General features: G+C 48.6%; 21 protein-coding genes and 1 pseudogene. 12 read left to right on the forward strand and 10 right to left on the reverse strand.

Annotation, left to right across the window (positions count from 1 at the left end; all coding sequences use genetic code 11):
- The first annotated feature begins 84 nt into the window (after positions 1-84).
- On the forward strand, positions 85-864 hold the full coding sequence (locus H3L97_RS11440; RefSeq protein WP_097114235.1) for a segregation and condensation protein A: 780 nt from the start codon (positions 85-87) through the stop codon (positions 862-864).
- A gap of 80 nt (positions 865-944) precedes the next feature.
- On the opposite strand, the gene H3L97_RS11445 is transcribed toward H3L97_RS11440, so the two are convergent.
- The 5 genes from H3L97_RS11445 to H3L97_RS11465 all read right to left on the reverse strand — a co-directional run bounded on the left by H3L97_RS11445 (position 945) and on the right by H3L97_RS11465 (position 4,383).
- Positions 945-1,145: a hypothetical protein gene (locus tag H3L97_RS11445; protein ID WP_097114236.1), complete on the reverse strand. Its 201-nt coding sequence runs from the start codon at positions 1,143-1,145 to the stop codon at positions 945-947.
- A 183-nt stretch (positions 1,146-1,328) separates the two neighbouring features.
- The gene (locus H3L97_RS11450) at positions 1,329-1,718 is read right to left on the reverse strand and encodes a VanZ family protein (protein WP_097114237.1); all 390 of its coding nucleotides are present in this window, start codon (positions 1,716-1,718) and stop codon (positions 1,329-1,331) included.
- Complete coding sequence (locus H3L97_RS11455) at positions 1,715-1,918, reverse strand: dioxygenase (protein ID WP_097114238.1); 204 nt, start codon at positions 1,916-1,918, stop codon at positions 1,715-1,717. The genes H3L97_RS11450 and H3L97_RS11455 overlap by 4 nt, the downstream gene beginning before the upstream one ends.
- A gap of 341 nt (positions 1,919-2,259) precedes the next feature.
- On the reverse strand, positions 2,260-4,146 hold the full coding sequence (locus H3L97_RS11460) for a monovalent cation:proton antiporter-2 (CPA2) family protein (RefSeq protein ID WP_097114239.1): 1,887 nt from the start codon (positions 4,144-4,146) through the stop codon (positions 2,260-2,262).
- Positions 4,147-4,230: 84 nt separating this feature from the next.
- The gene (locus H3L97_RS11465; RefSeq protein ID WP_182073076.1) at positions 4,231-4,383 is read right to left on the reverse strand and encodes a hypothetical protein; all 153 of its coding nucleotides are present in this window, start codon (positions 4,381-4,383) and stop codon (positions 4,231-4,233) included.
- Between H3L97_RS11465 and fabD the strand changes: the two genes are divergently transcribed.
- The 9 genes and pseudogenes from fabD to infB all read left to right on the forward strand — a co-directional run bounded on the left by fabD (position 4,382) and on the right by infB (position 13,332).
- The gene (gene fabD / locus H3L97_RS11470) at positions 4,382-5,308 is read left to right on the forward strand and encodes an ACP S-malonyltransferase (RefSeq protein WP_097114240.1); all 927 of its coding nucleotides are present in this window, start codon (positions 4,382-4,384) and stop codon (positions 5,306-5,308) included. The two genes, H3L97_RS11465 and fabD, sit on opposite strands and share 2 nt — an antisense overlap.
- A 48-nt stretch (positions 5,309-5,356) precedes the next feature.
- A pseudogene (locus H3L97_RS11475) lies at positions 5,357-6,366 on the forward strand (WaaS/CpsH family glycosyltransferase).
- Positions 6,367-6,394: 28 nt separating this feature from the next.
- A complete protein-coding gene (locus tag H3L97_RS11480) occupies positions 6,395-7,426 on the forward strand; it encodes a WaaS/CpsH family glycosyltransferase (protein ID WP_097114241.1) in 1,032 nt (343 codons plus the stop codon).
- Positions 7,423-7,890, forward strand: a complete 468-nt coding sequence (gene smpB, locus H3L97_RS11485) for an SsrA-binding protein SmpB (protein WP_224446338.1) — start codon at positions 7,423-7,425, stop codon at positions 7,888-7,890. The genes H3L97_RS11480 and smpB overlap by 4 nt, the downstream gene beginning before the upstream one ends.
- Positions 7,891-7,907: 17 nt before the next feature.
- Positions 7,908-8,141 carry an RNA-binding S4 domain-containing protein gene (locus tag H3L97_RS11490; protein ID WP_097114243.1) on the forward strand — a complete coding sequence of 78 codons (234 nt, stop codon included), beginning with the start codon at positions 7,908-7,910 and terminating at the stop codon, positions 8,139-8,141.
- Positions 8,119-8,298, forward strand: a complete 180-nt coding sequence (locus tag H3L97_RS11495; protein WP_097114244.1) for an oxidoreductase-like domain-containing protein — start codon at positions 8,119-8,121, stop codon at positions 8,296-8,298. The genes H3L97_RS11490 and H3L97_RS11495 overlap by 23 nt, the downstream gene beginning before the upstream one ends.
- Positions 8,299-8,465: 167 nt before the next feature.
- Positions 8,466-8,903 (forward strand): ribosome maturation factor RimP, encoded by a 438-nt coding sequence (gene rimP / locus H3L97_RS11500; protein WP_097114245.1) that lies wholly within the window; start codon positions 8,466-8,468, stop codon positions 8,901-8,903.
- 77 nt (positions 8,904-8,980) lie between these two features.
- Positions 8,981-10,480, forward strand: a complete 1,500-nt coding sequence (gene nusA, locus H3L97_RS11505; protein WP_097114246.1) for a transcription termination factor NusA — start codon at positions 8,981-8,983, stop codon at positions 10,478-10,480.
- A gap of 11 nt (positions 10,481-10,491) precedes the next feature.
- Positions 10,492-13,332 (forward strand): translation initiation factor IF-2, encoded by a 2,841-nt coding sequence (infB, locus tag H3L97_RS11510; protein ID WP_097114247.1) that lies wholly within the window; start codon positions 10,492-10,494, stop codon positions 13,330-13,332.
- Positions 13,333-13,752: 420 nt separating this feature from the next.
- Here infB and H3L97_RS11515 read toward each other — a convergent pair whose 3' ends face one another.
- The 3 genes from H3L97_RS11515 to H3L97_RS11525 all read right to left on the reverse strand — a co-directional run bounded on the left by H3L97_RS11515 (position 13,753) and on the right by H3L97_RS11525 (position 17,620).
- A complete protein-coding gene (locus tag H3L97_RS11515) occupies positions 13,753-14,436 on the reverse strand; it encodes a M15 family metallopeptidase (protein ID WP_097114248.1) in 684 nt (227 codons plus the stop codon).
- 151 nt (positions 14,437-14,587) lie between these two features.
- The gene (locus H3L97_RS11520) at positions 14,588-17,032 is read right to left on the reverse strand and encodes a heavy metal translocating P-type ATPase (RefSeq protein ID WP_097114249.1); all 2,445 of its coding nucleotides are present in this window, start codon (positions 17,030-17,032) and stop codon (positions 14,588-14,590) included.
- Between the two features lie 87 nt (positions 17,033-17,119).
- Positions 17,120-17,620, reverse strand: coding sequence for a hypothetical protein (locus H3L97_RS11525; RefSeq protein WP_097114250.1), 501 nt, complete (start codon positions 17,618-17,620; stop codon positions 17,120-17,122).
- A gap of 203 nt (positions 17,621-17,823) precedes the next feature.
- On the opposite strand from H3L97_RS11525, the gene H3L97_RS11530 reads away from it, so the two are divergent.
- On the forward strand, positions 17,824-19,278 hold the full coding sequence (locus H3L97_RS11530) for a TrkH family potassium uptake protein (RefSeq protein ID WP_097114251.1): 1,455 nt from the start codon (positions 17,824-17,826) through the stop codon (positions 19,276-19,278).
- A gap of 55 nt (positions 19,279-19,333) precedes the next feature.
- Here H3L97_RS11530 and H3L97_RS11535 read toward each other — a convergent pair whose 3' ends face one another.
- Positions 19,334-19,837 (reverse strand): gluconokinase, encoded by a 504-nt coding sequence (locus H3L97_RS11535; RefSeq protein WP_097114252.1) that lies wholly within the window; start codon positions 19,835-19,837, stop codon positions 19,334-19,336.
- Between the two features lie 43 nt (positions 19,838-19,880).
- On the reverse strand, positions 19,881-21,269 hold the full coding sequence (locus H3L97_RS11540) for a GntP family permease (RefSeq protein ID WP_097114253.1): 1,389 nt from the start codon (positions 21,267-21,269) through the stop codon (positions 19,881-19,883).
- Positions 21,270-21,640: 371 nt separating this feature from the next.
- On the opposite strand from H3L97_RS11540, the gene nrdA reads away from it, so the two are divergent.
- On the forward strand, positions 21,641-23,917 hold the full coding sequence (nrdA, locus tag H3L97_RS11545; protein ID WP_097114255.1) for a class 1a ribonucleoside-diphosphate reductase subunit alpha: 2,277 nt from the start codon (positions 21,641-21,643) through the stop codon (positions 23,915-23,917).
- The last annotated feature ends 23 nt before the right edge of the window (positions 23,918-23,940 follow it).

The raw sequence follows: 23,940 nt of genomic DNA on the forward strand, positions 1-23,940 counted from the left end.
TGGCTTACTTTGTTAAAAAGTACACCTATTTTATTTTTTGTAGGGCAGTGAAAAGCTGCCTGAACCCCATCTCACAAAAACAATATGAGTGAAAACAACACCATCGCCTACATTTTTGGGCAACCCGTTACCGATTTACCCAAAGATTTGTTTATCCCCCCCGATGCCCTACAAGTGATTTTGCACAGTTTTGAAGGGCCTTTGGATTTGCTGCTGTATCTAATCCGCAAGCAAAACATTGATGTGCTGGACATTCCCATGGTGCAAATCACCGAACAATATTTGGGCTACATCGCGCAAATGGACACACATCAATTTGATTTGGCAGCCGAATATTTGCTCATGGCGGCGGTGCTGATTGAAATTAAATCGCGCCTGCTGCTGCCTTTGCCCGAAAGCGAAAACCAAGACGAAGAAGCCGACCCACGCGCCGAATTGGTACGCCGACTGTTGGAATACGAACAAATGAAACTTGCCGCGCAAGAATTGGACGCGCTGCCACGCGCAGGACGCGATTTTGCATGGGTGTATTTGCCTTTGGAAATTGCGGTGGCAGCACGTTTGCCCGAAGTTCAGGCAGCCGACTTAACCCAAGCGTGGTTGGGCATTTTGTCGCGCGCCAAAAATTCGCGCAGCCATGCCGTGATTCAAGAAGCCATTTCCGTACGCGAACGCATGACCCACATTTTGCGCCGTTTGCAAAACGAAGGTCAATGCCGTTTCAGCCAGCTTTTTCAAGCCGAACAGGGCGTGGCACACGTTGTGGTCAATTTCATCGCCTTGCTGGAATTAATCAAAGAAGGCTTGGTGCGTTGCGAGCAAAGCCAAGCATTTGGCGAGATTGATATTGCGGCAAACACCTAAAAAGCCGTTTCAGGCAGCCTGAAAAAGCAAAAACGGTTTCAACACCATGCTGAAACCGTTTTGCAATATCATTTTAAAGATTACGCGCCAAAACCTGCTGCGGCAACGGCGGCTTTAAAATTATCCACATTAAAATCATCGCCATGGGTAACAACCGCATAGCCTTGTTCATGATTCACATTCACAAATTTAACGCCTACAACGCCAGAAGTTTGTTCTGCTAATTTATCGCCGTCTGCTTTGTTGTTCAGACCAGTAATGGTGATTTTCGTTTGTGCCATATTCAGGCTCCTTCGCAAAAAATATTGATGACTAAATTTATTTAAATTGAAACAAGCATTTACAGCAAAAAGGCATTAGCAGCGAAATACTCAAACTTCAATTTGGCTTATTTTGCCTAAATTTGGGTAAATTGTCTAGTTGGCACAAAGCGGCAATCATCACATTTTGCAATCTTTAACTTATTAGGTTTTTGTATTGACGCGATTTTTTCGCACTTGCTGCACCGCATTGCCCAAATAAAGGGCGCAACTTGCCCCCACCATATCGGCGAGCGCGTCCCACACATCGGCTTGGCGCGTGGTGGTGAAAGCGGCTTGCGCCCATTCGCTCAAACCCGCATACGCCAAAGCAAAAAGCCACCAAAAACGCAAAGCTATGGTTTGATTTTCTTGCAAATAGGCTTTACAAATCAAACACATTTGCACAAAAAACAACATACCATGCGCCATTTTATCAAAATGCGGAAAAGGCGCGGCGTGGCTGCCTGTACTTTCACGAAAAATCAGACCATACACGCCCACACCCAGCCAAATCAAGGCAAACAGCAACCATTTATTTTTGGGTAAAGTCATGGGTTTTCGTCCAGCCATGTTTGGCAGATTTGTGCCAAACGTTGAAATTTCCCCCCGCGCGTTTGCAAAATGTCGCGCCATTGGGCTACGGTTGGGCGGTCGGGAGATTGGTCTAGGGCGCATTCTTCCAGCATAAATTGGAGGGTTTCGGCAACATTGCCTGCGCTGTCGGTTTGGATTTGTTGGGTAATTTCATTCATGGTTGTCTTTTTTTGTTGAAAATCAAATGGGTTCGGTGTTTCAGGCAGCCTTAGGGGCTAATGACAATTCGTTTCGCGATTGTTTTTTCATCAAAATCGCCAACTTCTGCGTCAAAAATACGCGCCAATGGGTGGCATTGACTCGCATTTTTTCCTTGAATTTGACAGCGAAGCGGTGTTTGCCTGAAAAACCAACTTCGCACCCAAATTGTCATTAGCCCCTACTGCACACGACAAAATCAACGTTTTTGCCTTCGGCGACTTACTTTTGAAAAAGTAAGCCAAATACATGAATGCCAAACGGTTTGCGTTTCAAAAAACATTTCAGGCTGCCTGAAAAATCACGAAATGCCCTTTTGTCGGCGTGTCCAACTGTCGGGGTTTTCCTGCCATTCCACCGTTTCGCCGCGCAACAGTTTCATCATCAGTTGATGGGTTTCTTCATCGGTGGTGCGTGCCAAATCCATCATTTCCTGATTGTCAAAAAACGACTGCCCAGCGCGGTACACATTGGACGCTTGTTCCAACTGATAACGGTCGCGTGCTTCGTAAAATTTGGCGGCTTCACGCGCTTTTTCGCTGCTCAAACCCAAGCATTCCAAGGCAATGCGTCCGCTTCGCATGGCTGAATCTGCCGTTTCACGAATGATGTAGCTTGCGCCTGCGTGTTTCAAATCAAAGGCGTGCAAGCGGTCGTGCGCACGGGCAATGATGATTAAATGCGGATAATTGTGCCGTGCATACGCCACAATTTCGGTGGAATCGTGGTTGTCGCCCACACACACTATCAGCAATTTGGCTTGATGCAAACCTGCCGCGCTCAACAATTCGGGGCGCGTGGCATCGCCATAATAGGTTTTGATGCCGTATTTGGTTAAGCCTTCTACCATTTCGGCGTGGTTGTCAATCACGGTAACGTGAAAGCCGCAAGCAATCAGCATTCGGTTGATTTGCTGACCAAAACGCCCATGTCCGAGCAACACCACGGGGTTTTCTTCGTGGATTTCATCATCGGGGCGATTTTCGTTTTCGGCAATGATGGCGCGTTTGGCAAGCACTTTATCGTAAAAAATGAACAACAAAGGCGTGAGCAGCATGGACAATGCCACCACCAACGATGTTTTATCGTGAATGTCTTTGGGCAAAACGTGGCTCTGGTTGGCAATGGAGAGCAACACAAAACCAAATTCGCCTGCCTGCGCCAAACTCAATGCAAACAATTTGCTGGATAAGGCGGATAAACGAAAGCCCTTACCCAAAATCCACAACACAACTGCCTTTATCAACATCACACCAGCCGTGATTGCCACAATTTCCACAAAATGACTGCCCAGCAAGCCAAAATTCATGCTCGCGCCCACGGTAATGAAAAACAAGCCCAAAAACAAACTTTTAAATGGCTCTAAATTGCTTTCCATTTCATGACGGTAGCTGCTGTTTGCCAAAGCCACGCCTGCGATAAATGCCCCCAATGCGGGCGACAAACCAATCAGCGACATTAAAGCGGCAATGCCCACCACCAATGTGAGTGTGAACACGGTAAACATTTCACGCAAGCGCGTTTTGGCAATAAAACGAAACACAAATGGCACCAAATAGCGTACCGCAAACAAAATCAAGGCTATCGCTGCCACGCTGACCAAGGCAACCACCCAGCCTGCTTGTCCTGCCAAAATGTTGCTGGAATGGGCATCTGCGCTGGCTGCCTGATGTCCGCCCACCGCCAGCAAGGGCAGCAATGCCAACATGGGAATCGCCGCCACATCTTGAAACAGCAACACGGCAAAGCCTGCCTGACCGCCTTCGGTTTGCAAAAGTTGTTTTTCGGCAAAGGTTTGCAACACAATCGCGGTGGACGACAACGCCAAAATACAGGCAATCGCCACCGAAATTTGCCACGTTTGCCCAAATGCCATTGCCACCGCCGCAATCGCCCCCACCGAACCCAGCACTTGCAAACCGCCCAATCCGAGCAATTTATGGCGCATTTGCCACAGCATTTGTGGGGCAAGCTCCAAACCAACCAAAAACAGCATCATGACCACGCCAAATTCGGCAATGTGTTGAATGGATTCGGCTTCTTTTCCCACCAAACCCAATGTGGGTCCAATCACAATGCCCGCCATCAAATAGCCCAGCACCGAACCCAAACCCAATTTTTGTGATGACAGCACCGCCACCACCGCAAAAAACAAGTAAATAAAGGTGTAGATTAAAATGTAGGTCATCAATCTCTTTCATAATCAAAAGGTTAGTAAAAAAGCCCGCGTGCGTGTGCATTCAGGCAGCCTGAAAAGCATTTTTGCGTTATTTTACCGCATTTTAGCGGTTTTTTTGGCGATTTTTGTGGGGATTTGATGTATTGAAAAAAACCGTTTCAGGCTGCCTGAAACATTGTCGCCCAGCCATAAAATCGCTACAATGCGCCCCAAATTGATTTTGATAAACAAGGATTTTGATACCATGTCATTCGCATTCTTTTTCGCAGGACAAGGCTCGCAAAGCCTGAACATGATGAACGGCTTTGAACACATTGCCGTTGTGAAAGAAACCTTTGAGCAAGCCTCCCAAGTGTTGCAGCAAGATTTGTGGGCAATGATTAACGGCAGCGACAGCGACCTCATCGCCCAAACGGTAAACACCCAACCGATTATGCTCGCGGCTGGCGTGGCAACTTACCGCGCTTATTTGCAAGCAGGTGGCGTTGCCCCCAATGTGGTGGCAGGACACAGCTTGGGCGAATACACCGCTTTGGTGGTGGCAGGCAGCCTGAAATTTGAAGACGCGGTGCAACTGGTACGCAAACGCGCCCAACTCATGCAAAATGCCGTGCCACAAGGCGAAGGCGCAATGGCAGCCATTTTGGGTTTGGACGATGATAAAGTCCGCGAAATTTGCGCCGTCGCCGAACAAGGCGATGTGGTGGAAGCCGTCAATTTCAATTCGCAAGGGCAAGTGGTGATTGCGGGCAACGCCGCCGCCGTAGAACGCGCCATGACCGCCGCCAAAGCAGCAGGCGCAAAACGCGCTTTGCCTTTGCCCGTGTCGGTGCCATCGCATTGTCGCTTGATGAAACCTGCTGCCGAGCAACTGGCTTTGGCTTTGCAAAACGTGGACATCGCCACCCCACAAATCCGCGTGATTCACAATGTGGACGTGGCAAGCCACAGCCAAGCCGATGAAATCAAAGACGCTTTGGTGCGCCAACTTTACAGCCCCGTGCGCTGGACAGAAACCGTACAACTGCTGGCAAACGAAGGCTACACCCGCACCGCCGAATGCACGCCCAATAAAGTCTTGGCAGGCTTGGCAAAACGCATTGACAACCGCGTAAGCTGTGCCGCGCTGGTGTCGCAAGAGGCGGTGGAAGCGTTTATTCGCGGCGAATAATTTTCAGGCTGCCTGACCCCCCCTTTCAGGCAGCATTTGGGACAAAACATGACTGCAAAAACCCTGATTTTAGCCATGCCATCGCTGTATGGTTTAGACCAATGCCTTGAACGCAATTTGCGTTATCACGGTTATCATGTCATCAATTTGTGCTATGGCAATCGCCAAACGCATTATCCCAATCTCATCAGCCGCGTCAAAAATTGGTATCACAAAAAAATCAAAGGCGACCAAGATTATCAAAAACAATTACATTATTATTTGTATGAAAACGCCATTGAACAAAAATTAAACACCCTTTCGCCCCAAAAAGCCGATTATGCCCTGTGCATACGCGCCAATGTGTATCCCAAAAAATCATCGCCCAAATTCGCCAACACAGCCAAATTTGCGTGAATTATCAATGGGACGGCATAGACCGCTACCCCGATATTTTGGAATATGTGGGCTATTTTGACCGATTTTTTGTGTTTGACCACAGCGATGTGGCAAAATACCCACAATATGGTTTTCAGGCAGCCTGCAATTTTTATTTTGATGATGCGCTTGAAACCACCCCAAACAGCAACGACAATCTCTATTTTATCGGTGGATACGAACCCAGCCGCACCGAGAGCATACGCCAATTTGTCGCCCACGCCCAAAAAGCGCATTTGCCTTTGGATTTTACCTTTATCAGCAAACACCCCGAGCGTGTCGCCCACCAAATTGCAGGTCAAGGCATACAACATTTGCATTTTGCCCAAGCCACACCCTTTGCCGAAAACATCAAAAAAGCCCAGCAAAGCAAAGTGTTGGTTGATTTTGTGATACAGCAACATCAAGGTTTATCGTTTCGCGTGTTTGAAGCCTTGGGCTACCGCAAAAAGCTGATTACCACCAACCACGAAATCGCCCACTGCGATTTTTACCACCCCAACAACGTTTGCATTTGGAACGGGCAAGACTTTGATAAAATAAGCGCATTTTTGGCTTTGCCCTATCACGAATTGCCGCCCCACATTTACAAAAAATACCGCTTTGGCAACTGGATACACCGCATTTTAGCCCCGCAATGATATTCAGGCAGCCTGAAAACACCACACCATGAGCGCAAAAAACATTTTATTGGCAATGCCAACCAACCACAATTTGCATTTGATTTTTGAAGAAAATTTGAAATACCACGGTTTTCATGTGTGCAATATTTCCCATTTTTTTCATACCGAGTTTCGCTATCCCAATTTGCCCACGCGCTTGGCAACCAAATTTCGCCAACTGTTTTTGCAAGAAAAGAAAGCCAAACAAAACTTGCAATTTCGCTTGGCAAAAGAAACCATTTTAAATGAAATCAAAAAAATAGAACAATTTGATTTCGCCTTGTTCATTCGCCCCGATATTTACCCCTTGGCTTTGATTGAACAATTAAAGCCCCATGTCGCAAAATGGGTGGCATACCAATGGGACGGCATTGGACGATACCCAGAAGTCAATGATTATATTGAACAATTTGACCGATTTTTTCTGTTTGACCCGCACGATTTCAGGCAGCCTGAACACCGTTTTTTGCCCACCACCAATTTTTATTTTGACCACCTGCCGCCTTTGCCACACAATCCGCAAAACGATTGCTATTTTGTTGGCGCACATTTGGATGAACGTGTGGCAGAAATCAGTCAATTTGCCCAATTTGCCCAAGCGCATGGGCTAAAATTGGATTTTAACGTGGGCTGTGCCGTGCGCCACGAAAAAACATTGCGCCCACTTTATCCCCATAATGTTACAGTCAGTGGGCAAACCTATGGTTTTGCAGACAATTTGGCGCGTTTGCAAAACAGCCGCATTTTGGTGGATTTCAAAACGCCCGTGCATCATGGTTTATCCTTTCGCAGTTTTGAAGCCTTGGGCTACCGCAAAAAGCTGATTACCACCAACCACGAAATCGCCCACTACGATTTTTACCACCCCAACAACGTTTGCATTTGGGACGGGCAAGACTTTGATAAAATAAGCGCATTTTTGGCTTTGCCCTATCACGAATTGCCGCCCCACATTTACGAAAAATACCGCTTTGGCAACTGGATACGCCACATTTTGAATTTGACACCGCATATCCCCATCTCATTGCCAAATATTTGAAAGATAAGGAAAACAAAATGTCCATTACCAACAACCGCAAGGCTTTTCACGATTATTATATTGAAGAGCAAATTCAGGCAGGCTTGGTACTACAAGGCTGGGAAGTGAAAGCCATACGCGCAGGTCGCGTGCAGCTCAAAGAAAGCTATATTTACTGGAAAAAAGACGCATTTTATTTGGTTGGCTGCCACATCACGGCTTTGCCCACCGCGTCCACACACGTCAAGCCCGACCCTGTTCGTCCGCGCAAATTGCTGCTCAATCAGCGCGAAATCAACAAGTTAATTGGCAGAACCGAACGCGCTGGCTACACGATTGTGCCGCTCAATATGCACTTTCATCGTGGCAAAATCAAAGCCGAAATCGGCTTGGCAAAAGGCAAAAAATTGCACGACAAACGCGAAGCCAGCAAAGAAGCCGATTGGAAACGCGAAAAACAACGTTTGATGAAAAACGCGCGTTAATGTTAGGAAAAAACACCATGCAAGCACAAGTTTATTTGGAAGAACAAGAATACATCGCCCTGTGCGATTTGCTGAAATTGGCGGGGCTGGCTGAAAGTGGCGGTCAAGCCAAAGCCGCCATTGCCGCAGGCGAAGTCTTACGCAATGGCGAAGTGGAAACGCGCAAAACCGCCAAAATTCGCGGTGGCGATGTGATTGAATTTGCTGGCTCAATTTTGGAAATTTGCGATGGACACGACCCCGAAGCCTGATGAATTGTTGCCGCCCCCCACCCCACCCGAAGATTGGGAATGTTGCGGCAGCGAATGCGGCGATGCGTGCATTTTTCAAATTTACTATCACCAAAAAGAAGCCTACGACAAACAACAGCGCGAATTGGCACAAATGCACACCGATGCGGCAAAATAAAATTCAGGCAGCCCCACATTTTCAGGCTGCCTGAAAAAATCTTTTGCAGAAAACCTTTTCATTTCAATGAAAAAGCATTATAATAAATCAAATTTTTCAATCCCAACGAAAAATGACCCGCGCGGTCATTTTTTTGTTTTTATGCGACACAGAAACGAAACAAAAACATGGATTTACAAAACATTTTAGACAAAACCCTGCCCGCATTGGGCTACGAATTGGTGGATTTTGAACTGACCGCCCAAGGCACTTTGCGCGTGTTCATTGACAATGAAACAGGCATTACCGTAGAAGATTGCGCCACCGTCAGCAACCATTTGAGCCGCGTGTTTTTGGTGGAAGATGTGGACTACAAAAACTTGGAAATTTCCAGCCCCGGTCTTGACCGCCCCTTGAAAAAAGCCAGCGATTTTGTTCGCTTTACAGGCAGCCAAGCCAAAATCAAAACCCGCCTGCCCGTTGATGGACAAAAAAACTTCATCGGCAAAATTGAAGGCTTTGACGAAACCACCCAAACCATCACCGTATCGTTTGACGGCAAAACCGCCCAAATTGAACTGAATAATGTGGACAAAGCCCGCATTAAACCCGAATTCAAATTTTGATTTTTCACGCAATGCGCTTTCAGGCAGCCTGAAACGCCCCACCCCATTTTGATATTTAAAATAAGGAACATGGCAAAATGAGCCGCGAAATTTTAGCCTTGGCAGAAGCCCTTGCCAGCGAAAAAAATGTAGAACCCGATGTGGTGTTTGAAGCCCTTGAAGTGGCTTTGGGCATTGCCGCCAAGAAAAAAGCCGACCGCGAACACATGGATTTGGAAGTCCGCATTCACCGCGAAACAGGCGAATACCGCACCGTGCGCCGTTGGTTAATCGTAGAAGATTTGGACTACACCTACCCCGAATTGGAAAAAACCATCGAGCAAATTCAAGAAGAGCAGCCTGAAATCCAAATTGCCGTTGGCGAATATTACGAAGAAGACATTCCCAACGAAGCCTTTGGTCGCCAAGCCGCCCAAACCGCCAAACAAATCATCTTACAAAAAATCCGCGATGCCGAACGCGAACAAATTTTAAACGGCTTTTTGTCCACCCGCGAAGACATTGTGATTGGCACAGTCAAACGCGTGGAACGCCACGGCATCATCGTGGAAATCGCCCCCAAATTGGACGCGCTCATTCCACGCGAACATTGCCTGCCACGCGAAAATTATCGTGGTGGCGACCGCATTCGCGCCCTGTTTTTGAAAGTGGAAGAATTCAATGGCGGTCGCAAACAGGTTTTGTTGAGCCGCTCTTCTAACGACTTTTTGCGTAAACTGTTTGAACAAGAAGTGCCTGAAATCGCCGATGGCTTGTTGGAAATCCGCGAAGTGGCACGCGATGCAGGACAACGCGCCAAAATCGCCGTCAAATCCAACGACCAACGCATTGACCCACAAGGCACTTGCATTGGCGTACGCGGTTCGCGCGTGAATGCCGTTTCAAACGAAATCGGTGGCGAACGCATTGATGTGGTGTTGTGGTCTGACGATACGGCAGAATTTGTGATTAACGCGCTCTCGCCTGCCAAAGTGTCGCGCATTGTGATTGACGATGAGAAAAACGCCATTGACGTGATTGTGGAAGAAGACCAACTGGCTTTGGCAATCGGTCGCGGCGGACAAAACGTGCGCTTGGCAGCAGAATTAACTGGCTTGCAACTGAACATCATGACTTCACAAGAAGCCCAAGAACGCGATTTGGCACAAGCCAATGCCTTGCGCGATATGTTCATGTCGCAACTGAATGTGGGCGAAGACATTGCCCAAGCCCTGATTGACGCTGAATTTACCGAATTGGAAGAAGTGGCTTTCGTCCCCATGAGCGATTTGACCGACATTGAGGGCGTGGACGATGCGCTGGCTGAAAATCTGCGCAATAAAGCGCGTGAAGTGCTGCTGCAAGCAGAATTGGCTGCCGAAGAAAAATTGAACAACATCGCCGATGATTTGCGCAATTTGGAAGGCATGGACGATGATATGTTGCGCGACTTGGTTGATGCCAACATCACCAACCGCGATGAACTGGCTGAATTGGCGATTGATGAATTGATTGAAATCACAGGCGTGAGCAAAGAAGAAGCCGAACAAGTCATTTTGGCAGCACGCGCGCACTGGTTTGCCGATGACGCAGAATAAGGAACACAAACATGAGTAACAATCGCAATAACAAACCCGAAGTGGAACACAAGGGCGGCAAAAAAGTCAAAATGTCGCGCGAGGAAATGTTGGCGCAACTGAAAGCAGAACAATCTGCCCAAACCGCCAAAACCGAAACCCCTGCCACACCCGCTCCTGCCAACACCGCACCGCAGCCTGAAAATGCGTCTGCCCCTTTGTCTGCCGAAGACGCGGAACGCGCCGCCAAAAAAGCCGCCGCTGAAGCAGAAGCTGCCAAATTGAAAGCTGCCAAAGCCGCCAAGTCTGCCAAATCCGAAACGGCAAAAACGGTTAAAGAAACCGTTGCAGACAGCCCCGAAACGCCCAGCGTAAGCACCGAAAACAGCAGCGAAAAGCAGCCTGAAAAAGCCCCTGCCGCGCCCAGCGACAATGCACCTGCTGGCGAAAATGGCGAAACCAAAGAAAAACGCAAACGCTCTCGTGGCGGTCGCAATCGCAATAAAAACAAAGACAAAGATGGCGCACCCGAAGCCGTTCCCACTTTGGTTGAAGTGGTAAACGCTGAAGAAGCTGCTCGCCGCGAAGCCGAAGCCGAGCAAGAACGCAAACGCCGCGAAGCCCAAGAAGCCCTGTTGCGCGAAAAACAAGAACGCGCCGAACGCCAAGCACGCCGCGAAGCCGCCAAAGCCCAAGCTGCCGAAGAAGCTCGCTTGGCTGCCGCCGCCAAAAAAGAAGGCAAAGACGGCAAAGGCGTACGCACCGCCAAGCCTTCCGAAGAAAAATTGGCACAAAAAGCAGCAGAAACCAAATCCCCCAAACCCATCGCCAAAACCAACGACAAAGCCAGCAAACCTGCTGAAAAAGTCGCCAAACCCGTTTCAGGCAGCCTGAACGATGAAAACCCCAGCAGCGGCAGCCGCAAAAAAGACGACCGCCGCCACAGTCGCGATGATGACGCACCCAAAGGCAAAGGTGGCAAAAACGTCAAAGGCGGTCGCAACGACAGCCGCAATGCAGGTGGCGATGATGAGCGCGTACGCGGTGGCAACAAAAAAGCGAAAAAACTCAAACTCGCGCCCAACCAACACGCATTCCAAGCCCCAACCGAACCTGTGGTTCACGAAGTGCTGGTGCCTGAAACCATTACCGTAGCCGATTTGGCGCACAAAATGGCAGTAAAAGGCGTGGAAGTGGTCAAAACGCTGATGAAAATGGGCATGATGGTTACGATTAACCAATCGCTTGACCAAGACACCGCCCTGCTCGTGGTAGAAGAAATGGGACACATCGGCAAACCTGCCGCCATTGACGACCCAGATGCCTTCTTGAACGATGACAGCACCCATGTTGATGCGGAAATGTTGCCACGTCCACCCGTTGTTACCGTGATGGGACACGTTGACCACGGTAAAACTTCGCTGCTTGACCACATTCGCAAAACGCGCGTGGTGTCGGGCGAGGCTGGTGGCATTACGCAACACATTGGCGCGTATCATGTGGAAACGCCACGCGGTGTGGTCACGTTTTTGGATACCCCTGGTCATGAAGCTTTTACCGCCATGCGTGCGCGTGGTGCAAAAGCCACCGACATCGTGATTTTGGTGGTGGCAGCCGATGATGGCGTGATGCCGCAAACCGTTGAAGCCATTGCCCACGCCAAAGCCGCAGGTGTGCCGATTGTGGTTGCCGTGAACAAAATTGACAAAGATTCCGCCAACCCCGAACGCATTCGCCAAGAATTGACCCAACACGAAGTCGTGTGCGATGAATGGGGTGGCGATGTGCAATTTGTGGACGTGTCTGCCAAACACGGCATCAACATTGACAAATTGTTGGAAGCCGTGTTGTTGGAAGCGGAAGTGTTGGAATTGAAAGCCCCAGTCGCAGCACCTGCCAAAGGCTTGATTGTGGAAGCGAAATTGGACAAAGGTCGCGGTGCGGTTGCCACCTTGTTGGTGCAAAGCGGTACTTTGCGTAAAGGCGATATGCTGTTGGCTGGCACCACGTTCGGTAAAATCCGCGCCATGTTGGACGAAAACGGCAAACCTATTGACGAGGCTGGTCCTTCTATCCCCGTAGAAATTTTGGGTTTGTCGGACGTACCCAATGCAGGCGAAGACGCGCTGGTGTTAGCGGACGAGAAAAAAGCGCGTGAAGTTGCCCTGTTCCGTCAAGGCAAATTCCGTGATGTGCGTTTGGCAAAACAACAAGCCGCCAAATTGGAAAACATGTTCAACAACATGGGCGAAAATCAAGCACAAAACTTGTCTATCATCATCAAAGCAGATGTGCAAGGTTCTTACGAAGCTTTGGCAGGCAGCCTGCAAAAATTGTCCACCGATGAAGTGCGTGTACAAGTCTTGCACAGTGGCGTGGGCGGCATTTCTGAAAGTGATGTGAACTTGGCGATTGCTTCGGGTGCGTTGATTATTGCGTTTAACGTGCGCGCGGACAATGCTGCGCGTAAATTGGCAGAAACCGAAGACGTGGAAATCCGCTACTACAACATCATTTACGATGCGATTGACGATGTGAAAGCGGCAATGAGCGGCATGTTGTCGCCCGAAGAGAAAGAACAAATCACGGGTACGGTGGAAATCCGCCAAGTCATTACGGTGTCCAAAGTCGGCAATATTGCAGGCTGTATGGTTACGGACGGCTTGGTCAAACGCGACAGCAAAGTGCGCTTGATTCGCAACAATGTGGTGATTCACACGGGTGAATTGTCATCGCTCAAACGCTTTAAAGACGATGTAAAAGAAGTGAAAATGGGCTTTGAATGCGGTTTGATGATTAAAAACTTCAATGAAATCATGGAAGGCGACCAACTGGAATGCTTTGACGTGGTGGAAGTGGCGCGTACGCTGTAATCGCGTTTGAATGAAAACAGGCAGCCTAAAAACGGAGAAATCGGTTTTCAGGCTGCCTTTCAGTACACGACAAAAATCTTTCAGGCTGCCTGCAACCGGTCCCCTCCCCTGCTGGCGGGGGAGGGTTAGGGTGGGGGTGGTACGTTGCGTTTCTAACCTCCACCCCAGCCCTCCCCCTTGCATAGGGGGAGGGGGTAGGCTTGTGGCAATATCAAAAAATGTCGTGTACTGAAAGGCTAAAACCTTTGCAAAACCTACTTTTAAACTGACGTAGGGGCGGATTTCATATCCGCCCTTTTTTCAATTTATTGATAAGAATGAAAATTTCTGCGAACCTAAACGGGGCAGATATGAAATCTGCCCCTACAAACCGAGTTTTGCAAAGGTTTCAGGCTGCCTGAAAAACACCATGCGCCATCATCACAAACCACAGCTTTTCACCGACACAACATAGCTTTTCAACAATTTGGGCGTTAAAAGATGATTGCCTGAAACATTTAAATCATTTATTTTTTTGATGTTTTTCATGCGAACTTGATAATACGGTTGTGCAGTACGCATGTGCGACCAATGCCAGATTTCTTCCGCATGACCGCCATTGCGCCCGTGTGCATAGACTTGGCAAAAACCGAATTTTCGCGCATTTTTTTGCAACCAACCCAGCGTTTTTTGACCATCAACGCCTGCCCAATAGCTCAATTTCAAACTGTTTACGTCCACATCAGTCCCCCAATGGTGGCGGCTGAAAGCAGGTGGACTGGAATAGCGCAGTATCACGCGCAAACGCGTTTTATCGCGCCCCGAAGTGCGTTGCCATTTGCGTTGCCAAATGTTTTTCTGATGTGAATAAGAACGAAAGGCGGAAATCACGCGTATGTTCACGCCATCTTGACGGGCTGCGCGTATCATGCGTTCCAAATCGGGCATGACATCTTTTTGAATGTATTCGGTTTTGTTGGTGTATTTGCTGGGAATGCGTGTGAAACGGCTGTCTTTTTGTGGCGAAACCATGCCGCTGACTTGATTGAGTGTGGGTGTGGCTGCCCACAAACCAATGGGCAACATATTGATAAACAAAAATACAAGAAACTTTGCTTTCCACATGGCATTTCAAACAAATGATTCAATGACAAAGCGGGTATTGTAATGGATTTGATGATTTCAGGCTGCCTGAAAAATGCAATGTGTGGATACAGTAAACAATATCGTTTCAATATCCCCAATCATTAAGCCACCGTTTTCAGGCAGCCTGAAATCATTTTCGCAATCGCAAGGCATTCCACACCACAATCAGTGAGCTGGCACTCATGCCTATGGCGGCAAACAGGGGTGTTACCCAGCCCAACATCGCCATCGGCACAACCAGCAAATTGTAGCCTGTTGCCCACCACAGGTTTTGTTGAATGATTTTTTGTGTGCGTTTGGCTTGCAACAACATGGTGGGCAATGCCGCCAAATCATCGTGCAGCAACACCACATCTGCGCCATCTCGTGCCACATCTGCGCTACCTGCCACGGCAACCGACACATCGGCGGCTGCCAACACGGGCGCATCGTTAATCCCATCGCCCAACATCAAAACGCGCTTGTTTTGCTGTTGCAGGGTTTGCACATAGTGCAGTTTGTCTTCGGGCGTGGCGTTGGCGCGGTGGTGGGCAATGTTTAGGGTTTGCGCCAATTGGGATACGGCGGCTTCGTTGTCGCCACTCAAAATGTGTAAATTGATGTTTTGTTGAGCCAATTTTTGCAACATGTTTTCGGCATCGTGTTTGACCGTGTCTTGCAAAATAAAGGCTGCCTGAAAACCTTGCTGGTTGCCCAAGGCGATTAAGCTGCCTTGTTTTGCCCATTCTGCCCATTGTGGCGACAGGCTGCCTGAAATGTCTGCCACAAATTCAGGTTTGCCAATCGCCCAAATTTGCGTTTGATTGTGAAACGTGATTTGTGCCGATACGCCGTGTCCGATTTTGTTCAATTTTTGTGCAATGAGCAGGGGCGCGGTGGCGGTGTGTGGCAAATTCAAAATGGCTTGGGCGATGGGGTGTTCGGATTGTTGCTCCAACAATTTGGCGATGGCAATCAGTTCATCGTTGTTCAGGCTGCCTGAAACATTGTGCCACGCTTGCACCGACAATTTGCCTTGCGTGAGTGTCCCCGTTTTGTCCAACACCGCATCGGAAATGTGCGCCAAGGTTTCCAAAGCATGACCGCGCGCCACCAAAATGCCTGAACTTGCCAATTTGCCTGTGCTGGCTGCCAAAGCGGCTGGCGTTGCCAATGCCAAAGCGCAAGGGCAAGTTACCACCAACAGCGAAACGGTTATCCACAAAGCCGTAGCCACATCTGCCAAATAAAACCAAATGCCAAAAGTCAGCACACCCAACACCAGCACGGCAAAGGTAAACCAAGACGCATAACGTTCCGCCAATTCTGCCAAACGCGGTTTTTGCGACAGGGCGGTATCGAGCAATTTGACGATGTGTGCCAAGCGCGTTTGTTGCCCCACTTGACTCACACGCACGATGAGCGGACTGTGCAAATTGAGCGTGCCTGCGGTAACAAGGCTGCCTGAACGCTTGGCAATGGGCAAACTTTCGCCTGTGAGCATGGCTTCGTTCACTTCGCTTTCGCCTTGCAGCACCATGCCGTCTATGGGTATGACTTCGCCAGCGCGTACCACAATCACATCGTCTTTTTGCAAAGCGATAACGGGGGTTTCTTCGCTGTTTTCATCGGGATAATGTGGCAGCTTGTGGCAAAATGCAGGCACGAGTTTGACCAGACGCTCCGCCGCATCGCCCACTTTGTGCCGCATGGACAATTCCATAAATCGCCCAATCAACAGAAAAAACACAAACATGGACAGACTGGCAAAGTGCATATCCATGCTCAATCCGCCCAATAAGCCGTACACGCTCATGGCAAAACCCAAAGTCAAAGCCAAAGCCACAGGCGTATCCATGCCCAAACGCTGGTTTTTCACATCGCGCCACGCGCCCAAATAAAACGGTTGCGCGGCATACAACATGGCAGGCAGCGACATAATCAATCCGCCCCAATTCAAAATGGTCAGGTATTGCGTTTCCACATCATTGTAAAGATAGGTGGGCATGGCAAACATCATGGTTTGTGCGCTGGATAAGCCTGCTACCGCCATGCGTATCAGCATTTTTTTGCGATTTTGTTGGGCTTGCACTTCCATTTTTTGGGGGTCGTAGGGCGCGGCGGAATAGCCAATTTGTTGAATCAAATACAAAATATCGGATAAATTCAAACGCGCCGCGTCCCAACGCACGCGTACCCTTTGGGTGCTGTAATTCAGTTCCACTTTGATGACCCCTGCCAAACGCAACAATCGCTGTTCAATCAACCATGTACACGCCGCGCAAGTGATGCCGCTCAACATGAGCATGGCTTCTTTGGCGTTTTCAGGCAGCGTTTCCACAAATTCGGCTTGCATTTCGGGCAAGTCGTACAATTTCAGTTGTGCCAAAATTTCATCGGGGGGCAATTCGGCTTTTTGTGCTTGGCTGGTGCGATTTTTGTAGTAGTTGCCCAAACCTGCGTCTATGATGCTTTGCGCTACGGCTTGGCAGCCTGCACAGCAGGTGGCTTGGGCTTGGTTTTCGTAGATGACGGTAAGCTGAATGTGGTCGGGAACGGGTAAACCGCAATGAAAACAAGATTTTTCGTGAGACATGGTTTCAGGCTGCCTGAAAAGAAACAAACAGCCTAAATTGTGCTATCAGAAGTGGGCTTTGGCAACTGTTTTGCCGATAAGTGCAATTTATGGCGATGTGCTTGGCACGATGGGTTCACTCATCACAATCAGAAAAACATAAATCAAAATCAAGGTGTTGATGGCAAACAGCACAGGGTGAAATGGCTCTTGTGCAGGCAAGCTGTACATCGCCACAAACAGCGCAATTAGGGCGCAAAGCAGCAGCGTATGCCCATTGCTCCACAAAATTTTTTCCATTACCGCAAAAGCATATGCCAAAAAAATGCCCGCCAAACTCAAAGTCAAACGCGCTTTGAGTTGATTGAGCAATGCCAATGCCGACACCGCAATCAGCACCTTTACCACCAGCAACAACACAAATTCCGAATGCGGCGCACCGCCCCAAGCGTCTGTTTTGAGGGTGTGCCACGACAGTTGCCAGCCATTCATATTTGGTACAAAAGGCAGCAGCATTGCGCTGGCAAAACAGCCTATGCCCACACTCATGCCCAGCACCCAAGCGGTTTTTTTCAGCCAAATTGCCGTAAATGGGTTGGTAAATTGCATTGCCATTGTCTCCCAATTTCGCACCTGTGTTCGCAAGATTGCAAGCGATTCAGATGATGAATACAGGTTCTTTACTTTGTGTGTCTGCATTCTAACCCAATGCGCGGCAAAATGCTGCCCGAAAATCATCATTTTGCACAGCAAAAAACAATGTGGCACAATAACCGCCTTTTGTTTTTCAGGCAGCCTGAAACGGTTTTTTCATGCACAAACTTTTACCGATTATCCACACCCTGTCCAAATTGAGTTTGCTGTTTGCCATTTTGACCCTGTTTCCCACCTTGGTTTCATTCATTTATCAAGACAGCGCATTCATGGCATTTGGCGAAACTGCCTTGGCGACCACTTTGGTATCGGGCATATTGTGGTGGCTCACGCGGCGGTATCAGCGAGAATTGCGTCCGCGCGATGGTTATACCATGGTGGTGTTGTTGTGGTTGGGATTTGCCACCGTTGCCGCCATGCCGTTTTATTTGCATTTTGACGACATGAGTTTCACCAACGCCTTTTTTGAAGCCATGAGCGGACTGACCACCACAGGCGCAACCGTCATCAATGGCTTGGATACACTTGCACCGTCTTTGAATTTTTGGCGGCACATGCTTAATTGGTTGGGCGGCATGGGGATTATTGTGCTGGCGGTGGCGATTTTGCCGATTTTGGGCGTGGGCGGTACGGAACTGTTCAAAGCCGAAATCCCTGGCATGGAAAAAGACAACAAAATCGCCCCACGCATTTCCCAAACGGCAAAACGTTTGTGGTTGATTTACCTTGCTTTTACCATTTTAACGTGCTTGGCATTGCGCGTGGCGGGCATGAATTGGTTTGATGCGGTGTGCCATGCCATGTCGGTGTTTGCCTTGGGCGGCTTTTCCACCCACGACAGCAGCATTGCCCATTTCAATTCGGTGGCGATTGAAGCCGTGATTATGTTGGCAACCATTGCTGGCGGCATCAATTTTGCCAACCATTTTGCCGCCTTGCGCCAAAAAAGCCTGTGGCACTATTGGCGTGATGAAGAATGCCGCATTATGCTTTTGTTGCTTTCAGGCAGCATTGTGGTGTGCAGCCTGTATTTGGCATACAAAGGTTTTTACACTTTGGGCGAAGCGTTTCGTTATGTCAGTTTCAATTACGTTTCCATTGGTTTGGCGAGCGGTTTTGCCAATGCCGATTTTGCCTCATGGCCGTTAATCGTGTCGTTGTGGATGTTTTTTTTGAGCAATGTTTTGGCAAACACAGGCTCAATGGGCGGTGGGATTAAATTGGCGCGGGTCATTGCCTTGGCAAAATTTTCCTTGCGCGAAACGACCTTATTGCTGCACCCCAATGCCGTCCGCACCGTCAAAGTAAACGGGCGCAGTTTGAGCGAACGCATTACCATGGCGATTATGGCGTTCATTTTTGTTTATTTCATGACGGTGGTGGTGTTCACATTTGCCTTGATGATGTCGGGCTTGGATTTGATTACCGCGCTCACGGCGGTGGTGGCGTGCATCACCAACGCGGGGCCGGGTTTAGGTTCGGTAGGGCCCAGCCAAAATTATGCCAGTTTGAGCGATGTGCAAAAATGGCTGTGTGTGGTGGTTATGCTGTTGGGGCGATTGGAAATTTTTACCGTATTCATTTTGTTTACGCCAAGCTATTGGAAAAAATGAAAAATGGCAGCCTGAAAATGTTTCAGGCTGCCTGTTTTGGTGTGAGTAATCTTTTTTATGATGAAATTTTCGTAACCATTTCCACCCACACTTCATCGGGCGAACCTGCGTTGTTTACCACAAAACCCAACTCATCGCTTTCAAGTGGCTGCAAAATGGCAAGTTGCGAATCCACCATATTGGCTTTCATGTAATGCCCTTTGCGTGCTGCCATGCGTTCGCGGTTTACCTCAACAGGAGGCGACAGATGAATAAAATGCACTTCGCCCAACGCACCGCGCAAAATGTCCCGATACGCTTTTTTCAAAGCCGAGCAAGTTACCACGCTGTGTGCTGCACCATTTTCGGCTTGCTGGCTCATCCAATCGCGCAAATTCGCCAACCATGGGGCGCGGTCATCATCGTTGAGCGGAATGCCTGCGCCCATTTTGTCGCGGTTGGCTTGGGTGTGGAAATCATCGCCTTCTGCGTATTGGCAATTCAAATGTTGCTGCAATTTTTGCGCGATGGTGGTTTTGCCACAACCGCAAATACCCATAATCACATAATGTTTTGTCATGATTTTTCCTTTATGCCATTTTCAGGCTGCCTGAAATGTCAAATCAACCCAAAATAAACACCGCCAATGCCGACAACGCAAAACCCACTACCGCAATCAGGGTTTGATTGACCGTCCACGTTTTCAACGTGGTGGCTTCGTCCATGTTCAACAATCTGCCCACCAACCAAAAACCCGAATCGTTCACATGGCTGGCTGCCACCGAACCTGCTGCCGTTGCCAAAACAACACCTGCCAACTGCCAATCATTAAAACCCGCACTGGCTACGGCTGGCGACATCAAAGCGGCAGCTGTCATCAATGCCACAGTTGCCGAACCTTGTGCAATCCGCAACACCACCGCCACCAAAAAACATGCCAACAACACAGGTATGCCCAAATCCCCCATTGTATCTGCCAAAGCTTTACCGATGCCCGAAGCGCGTAATACGCCACCAAACATACCGCCTGCGCCCGTAATCAAAATCACCGAGCAAACAGGCGCAAGTGTGCCGTCCAGCGTTTTTTCCAACGCACTGCCTGAAACACCGCGTTTGCTGCCCAAGAAATACATCGCTGCCAACACCGAAATCAACAAAGCCACAGGTGTTGAACCCATCATACGCAAAAATTGCACCCATTCCGCTTTACCGTCCACCCATTTGGCGGAGCTTGCCATGTGCAAACCCGTGTTCATGAAAATCAAAAACATGGGGATTAACATCAATGCAATCACCAAACTTGCGCTGGCTGGTGCTTGGGGTTGGTCGTCATCTTGTTTGCCGCCCGCCACCAAATCGGGTACAGAAATGGGGAATTTTTTGTCAGCCGTCAAACCCCACCAATAGCCACTCACAAGCCAAGTCAGCAATGCCACAGGCAAGCCCAAAATCAGCACATAGCCCACGTTCGCGCCCAACAATTCCGTTGCTGCAATCGCCCCTGGGTGCGGTGGCAAGAAAACGTGCATCACCGAAAATGCGCCAATGGACGGCAAAGCATACGCCAACACATTTGCATTCATGCGTCTTGCGGTGGCAAACACAATCGGCAACATCACAATCAAACCTGCATCAAAAAATATCGGAAAACCAAACAGTAAAGAAGCCACCCCCAAAGCCAAAGGTGCACGTTTTTCGCCAAATCTGCGTATCATCGCATCTGCCAACGATTGTGCGCCGCCCGATGTTTCCACCAAACGCCCCAACATCGCGCCCAATCCCACCAACAGCGCCACACCACCCAAAGTGCCGCCAAAGTTTTTCACCAAAACATCATTAACCAATGCACCATAAGGTAAACCCGTGGCGATTGCCGTGAGCAAACTCACCACAATCAGTGTGAGCAGCGCGTGTATCCGCAATTTGATAATCATGAATAAAATCAATAAAATTGCGCCAGCCGCAATGCCCAATAATGAACCTGCGCTTAAAGTCTGTGTCCAGCCGTCCATGTTTTTTCCTTGATGAAATGAAAACAGAAGTCGTGATTATGCCACCAAATACCCCCAAGTTTACACTTTTTAACATCATTTTTTCATACAAAAAAGCCGTTGCCAAATCGCAACAATGTTTACAATAAAAGCATTTCAGGCAGCCTGAAAACCCCTTTGTATTTATCCAAAACGGCATTTTTGGGCTTTTCAGACAGCCTAAAAAATGTTGCCAAAGGTAAGCTGCTGTTTACAAAAAACTTACACGCCACGACACACCCATTTCAAAATCAAATTCATTACAAAACAACATTTTAAATCTGTCAAGACTGTTCAGGCTGCCTGAAAAAACGTATGATTGCCCCCATTAAATTTGCTTTTGGAAGACGATTATGAACACCAGCACACTCAAAGTAACCAAACGAGACGGACGTTTGGAAGCCATCAATTTGGACAAAATTCACCGCGTATTAGACTGGGCGGCAGAAGGTTTGAACCATGTTTCCGTGTCGCAGGTGGAAATGAAATCGCATATCCAGTTTTACAACGGCATTCACACCAAAGACATTCACGAAACCATCATCAAATCCGCCGCCGATTTGATTTCAGAAGACACACCCGATTATCAATATTTGGCAGCGCGTTTGGCGATTTTCCATTTGCGCAAAATCGCTTACGGCGAATACGAACCGCCCCATTTGTACGACCACGTTGTCAAAATGACCCAAATGGGCAAATACGACCCCCACATTTTGCAAGACTACGACCGCACCGAATTTGACCAACTCAACGACCACATCGTTCACGACCGCGATTTGAACTTTTCCTACGCCGCCGTCAAACAATTAGAAGGCAAATACTTGGTGCAAAACCGCGTTACCAAACAAATTTACGAAAGCCCACAGTTTTTGTACATTTTGGTGGCAATGTGCCTGTTTGCCAAATACCCCAAAGCCACACGCTTGGATTATGTGAAACGCTTTTATGACGCGGTATCGCAATTCAAAATTTCCCTGCCCACGCCGATTATGTCGGGCGTGCGTACCCCCACGCGCCAATTCAGCTCATGCGTCTTGATTGAATGTGATGACAGCTTGGATTCCATCAACGCCACCACATCTTCTATCGTGAAATACGTTTCACAACGCGCAGGCATTGGCATCAACGCAGGGCGCATTCGCGGCTTGGGCAGCGAAATTCGCGGTGGCGAAGCGCAGCATACAGGCTGCATTCCCTTTTTCAAAATGTTTCAGGCAGCCGTCAAATCCTGCTCGCAAGGCGGTGTACGCGGCGGTGCGGCAACCTTGTTCTACCCACTTTGGCACATTGAAGCCGAAAGCCTGCTGGTGTTGAAAAACAATCGCGGTGTGGAAGACAACCGCGTGCGCCATTTGGATTATGGCGTGCAAATCAACAAATTGATGTACACCCGTTTGATTAAAAATCAAGATATTACCCTATTTTCGCCCAACGAAGTCGCAGGTTTGTACGAAGCCTTTTTTGCCGACCAAGACGAATTTGAACGCCTCTACACCCAATACGAAAACGACCCCAATATCCGCAAACGCACCCTGCCTGCTGCCGATTTGTTCTCCATGCTCATGCAAGAACGCGCAGGCACAGGGCGGATTTACATTCAAAACGTGGACCATTGCAACACGCACAGCCCCTTTGACCCCAAAGTTGCGCCCGTACGCCAATCCAATTTGTGCTTGGAAATTGCCTTGCCCACCAAGCCTTTAAACAACATTAACGATGAAAATGGCGAAATTGCCTTGTGTACCTTGTCCGCCTTCAATTTGGGCGCGATTGAAGATTTGGGCGAATTTGAACCATTGGCAGATTTGGTGGTTCGCGCTTTGGACGCGCTGTTGGATTACCAAGATTACCCCGTTCAGGCAGCCTACCACGCCACCATGAACCGCCGCACCTTGGGCGTGGGCGTGATTAACTATGCCTATTATTTGGCAAAAAATGGCGTGAAATACAGCGATGACAGCGCAATCGGCTTGACCCACCGCACCTTTGAAGCCATGCAATATCATCTGCTCAAAGCGTCCGTAAATTTGGCAAAAGAATACGGCAAATGCCCCCTGTTCCACGAAACCACCTATTCACAAGGCATTTTGCCCATTGACAGCTACAAAACCGATTTGGACAAATTCTGCACCGAACCCCTGCATTGCGATTGGGAAAGTTTACGCACCGATATTGTGAAATATGGTTTACGCAACAGCACCTTAACCGCACTCATGCCCAGCGAAACCAGCTCACAAATCGCCAATGCCACCAACGGCATTGAGCCACCGCGCGGCTTGGTATCCATCAAAGCCTCCAAAGACGGCATTTTGAAACAGGTTGTGCCCGAATTTGACCGTTTGCGCGGACAATACGAAACCTTGTGGCAAATGGGTGGCAACGATGGCTACCTGAAACTGGTGGGCGTCATGCAAAAATTCATCGACCAAGCCATTTCAGCCAATACCAGCTACGACCCCAAACGCTTTGAAGGCGGCAAAGTGCCAATGAATCAAATGTTGAAAGATTTGTTGTCAGCATACAAATACGGTTTAAAAACATTGTATTACCACAACACGCGAGACGGCGCGGACGATACCCAAACCGATTTGCAAGATGATGGTTGCGTGGGCGGTTCGTGTAAAATTTGATTTCAGGCAGCCTGAAATGGCGT

The organism is Alysiella filiformis, assembly GCF_014054525.1.
Lineage (GTDB): Bacteria > Pseudomonadota > Gammaproteobacteria > Burkholderiales > Neisseriaceae > Simonsiella > Simonsiella filiformis.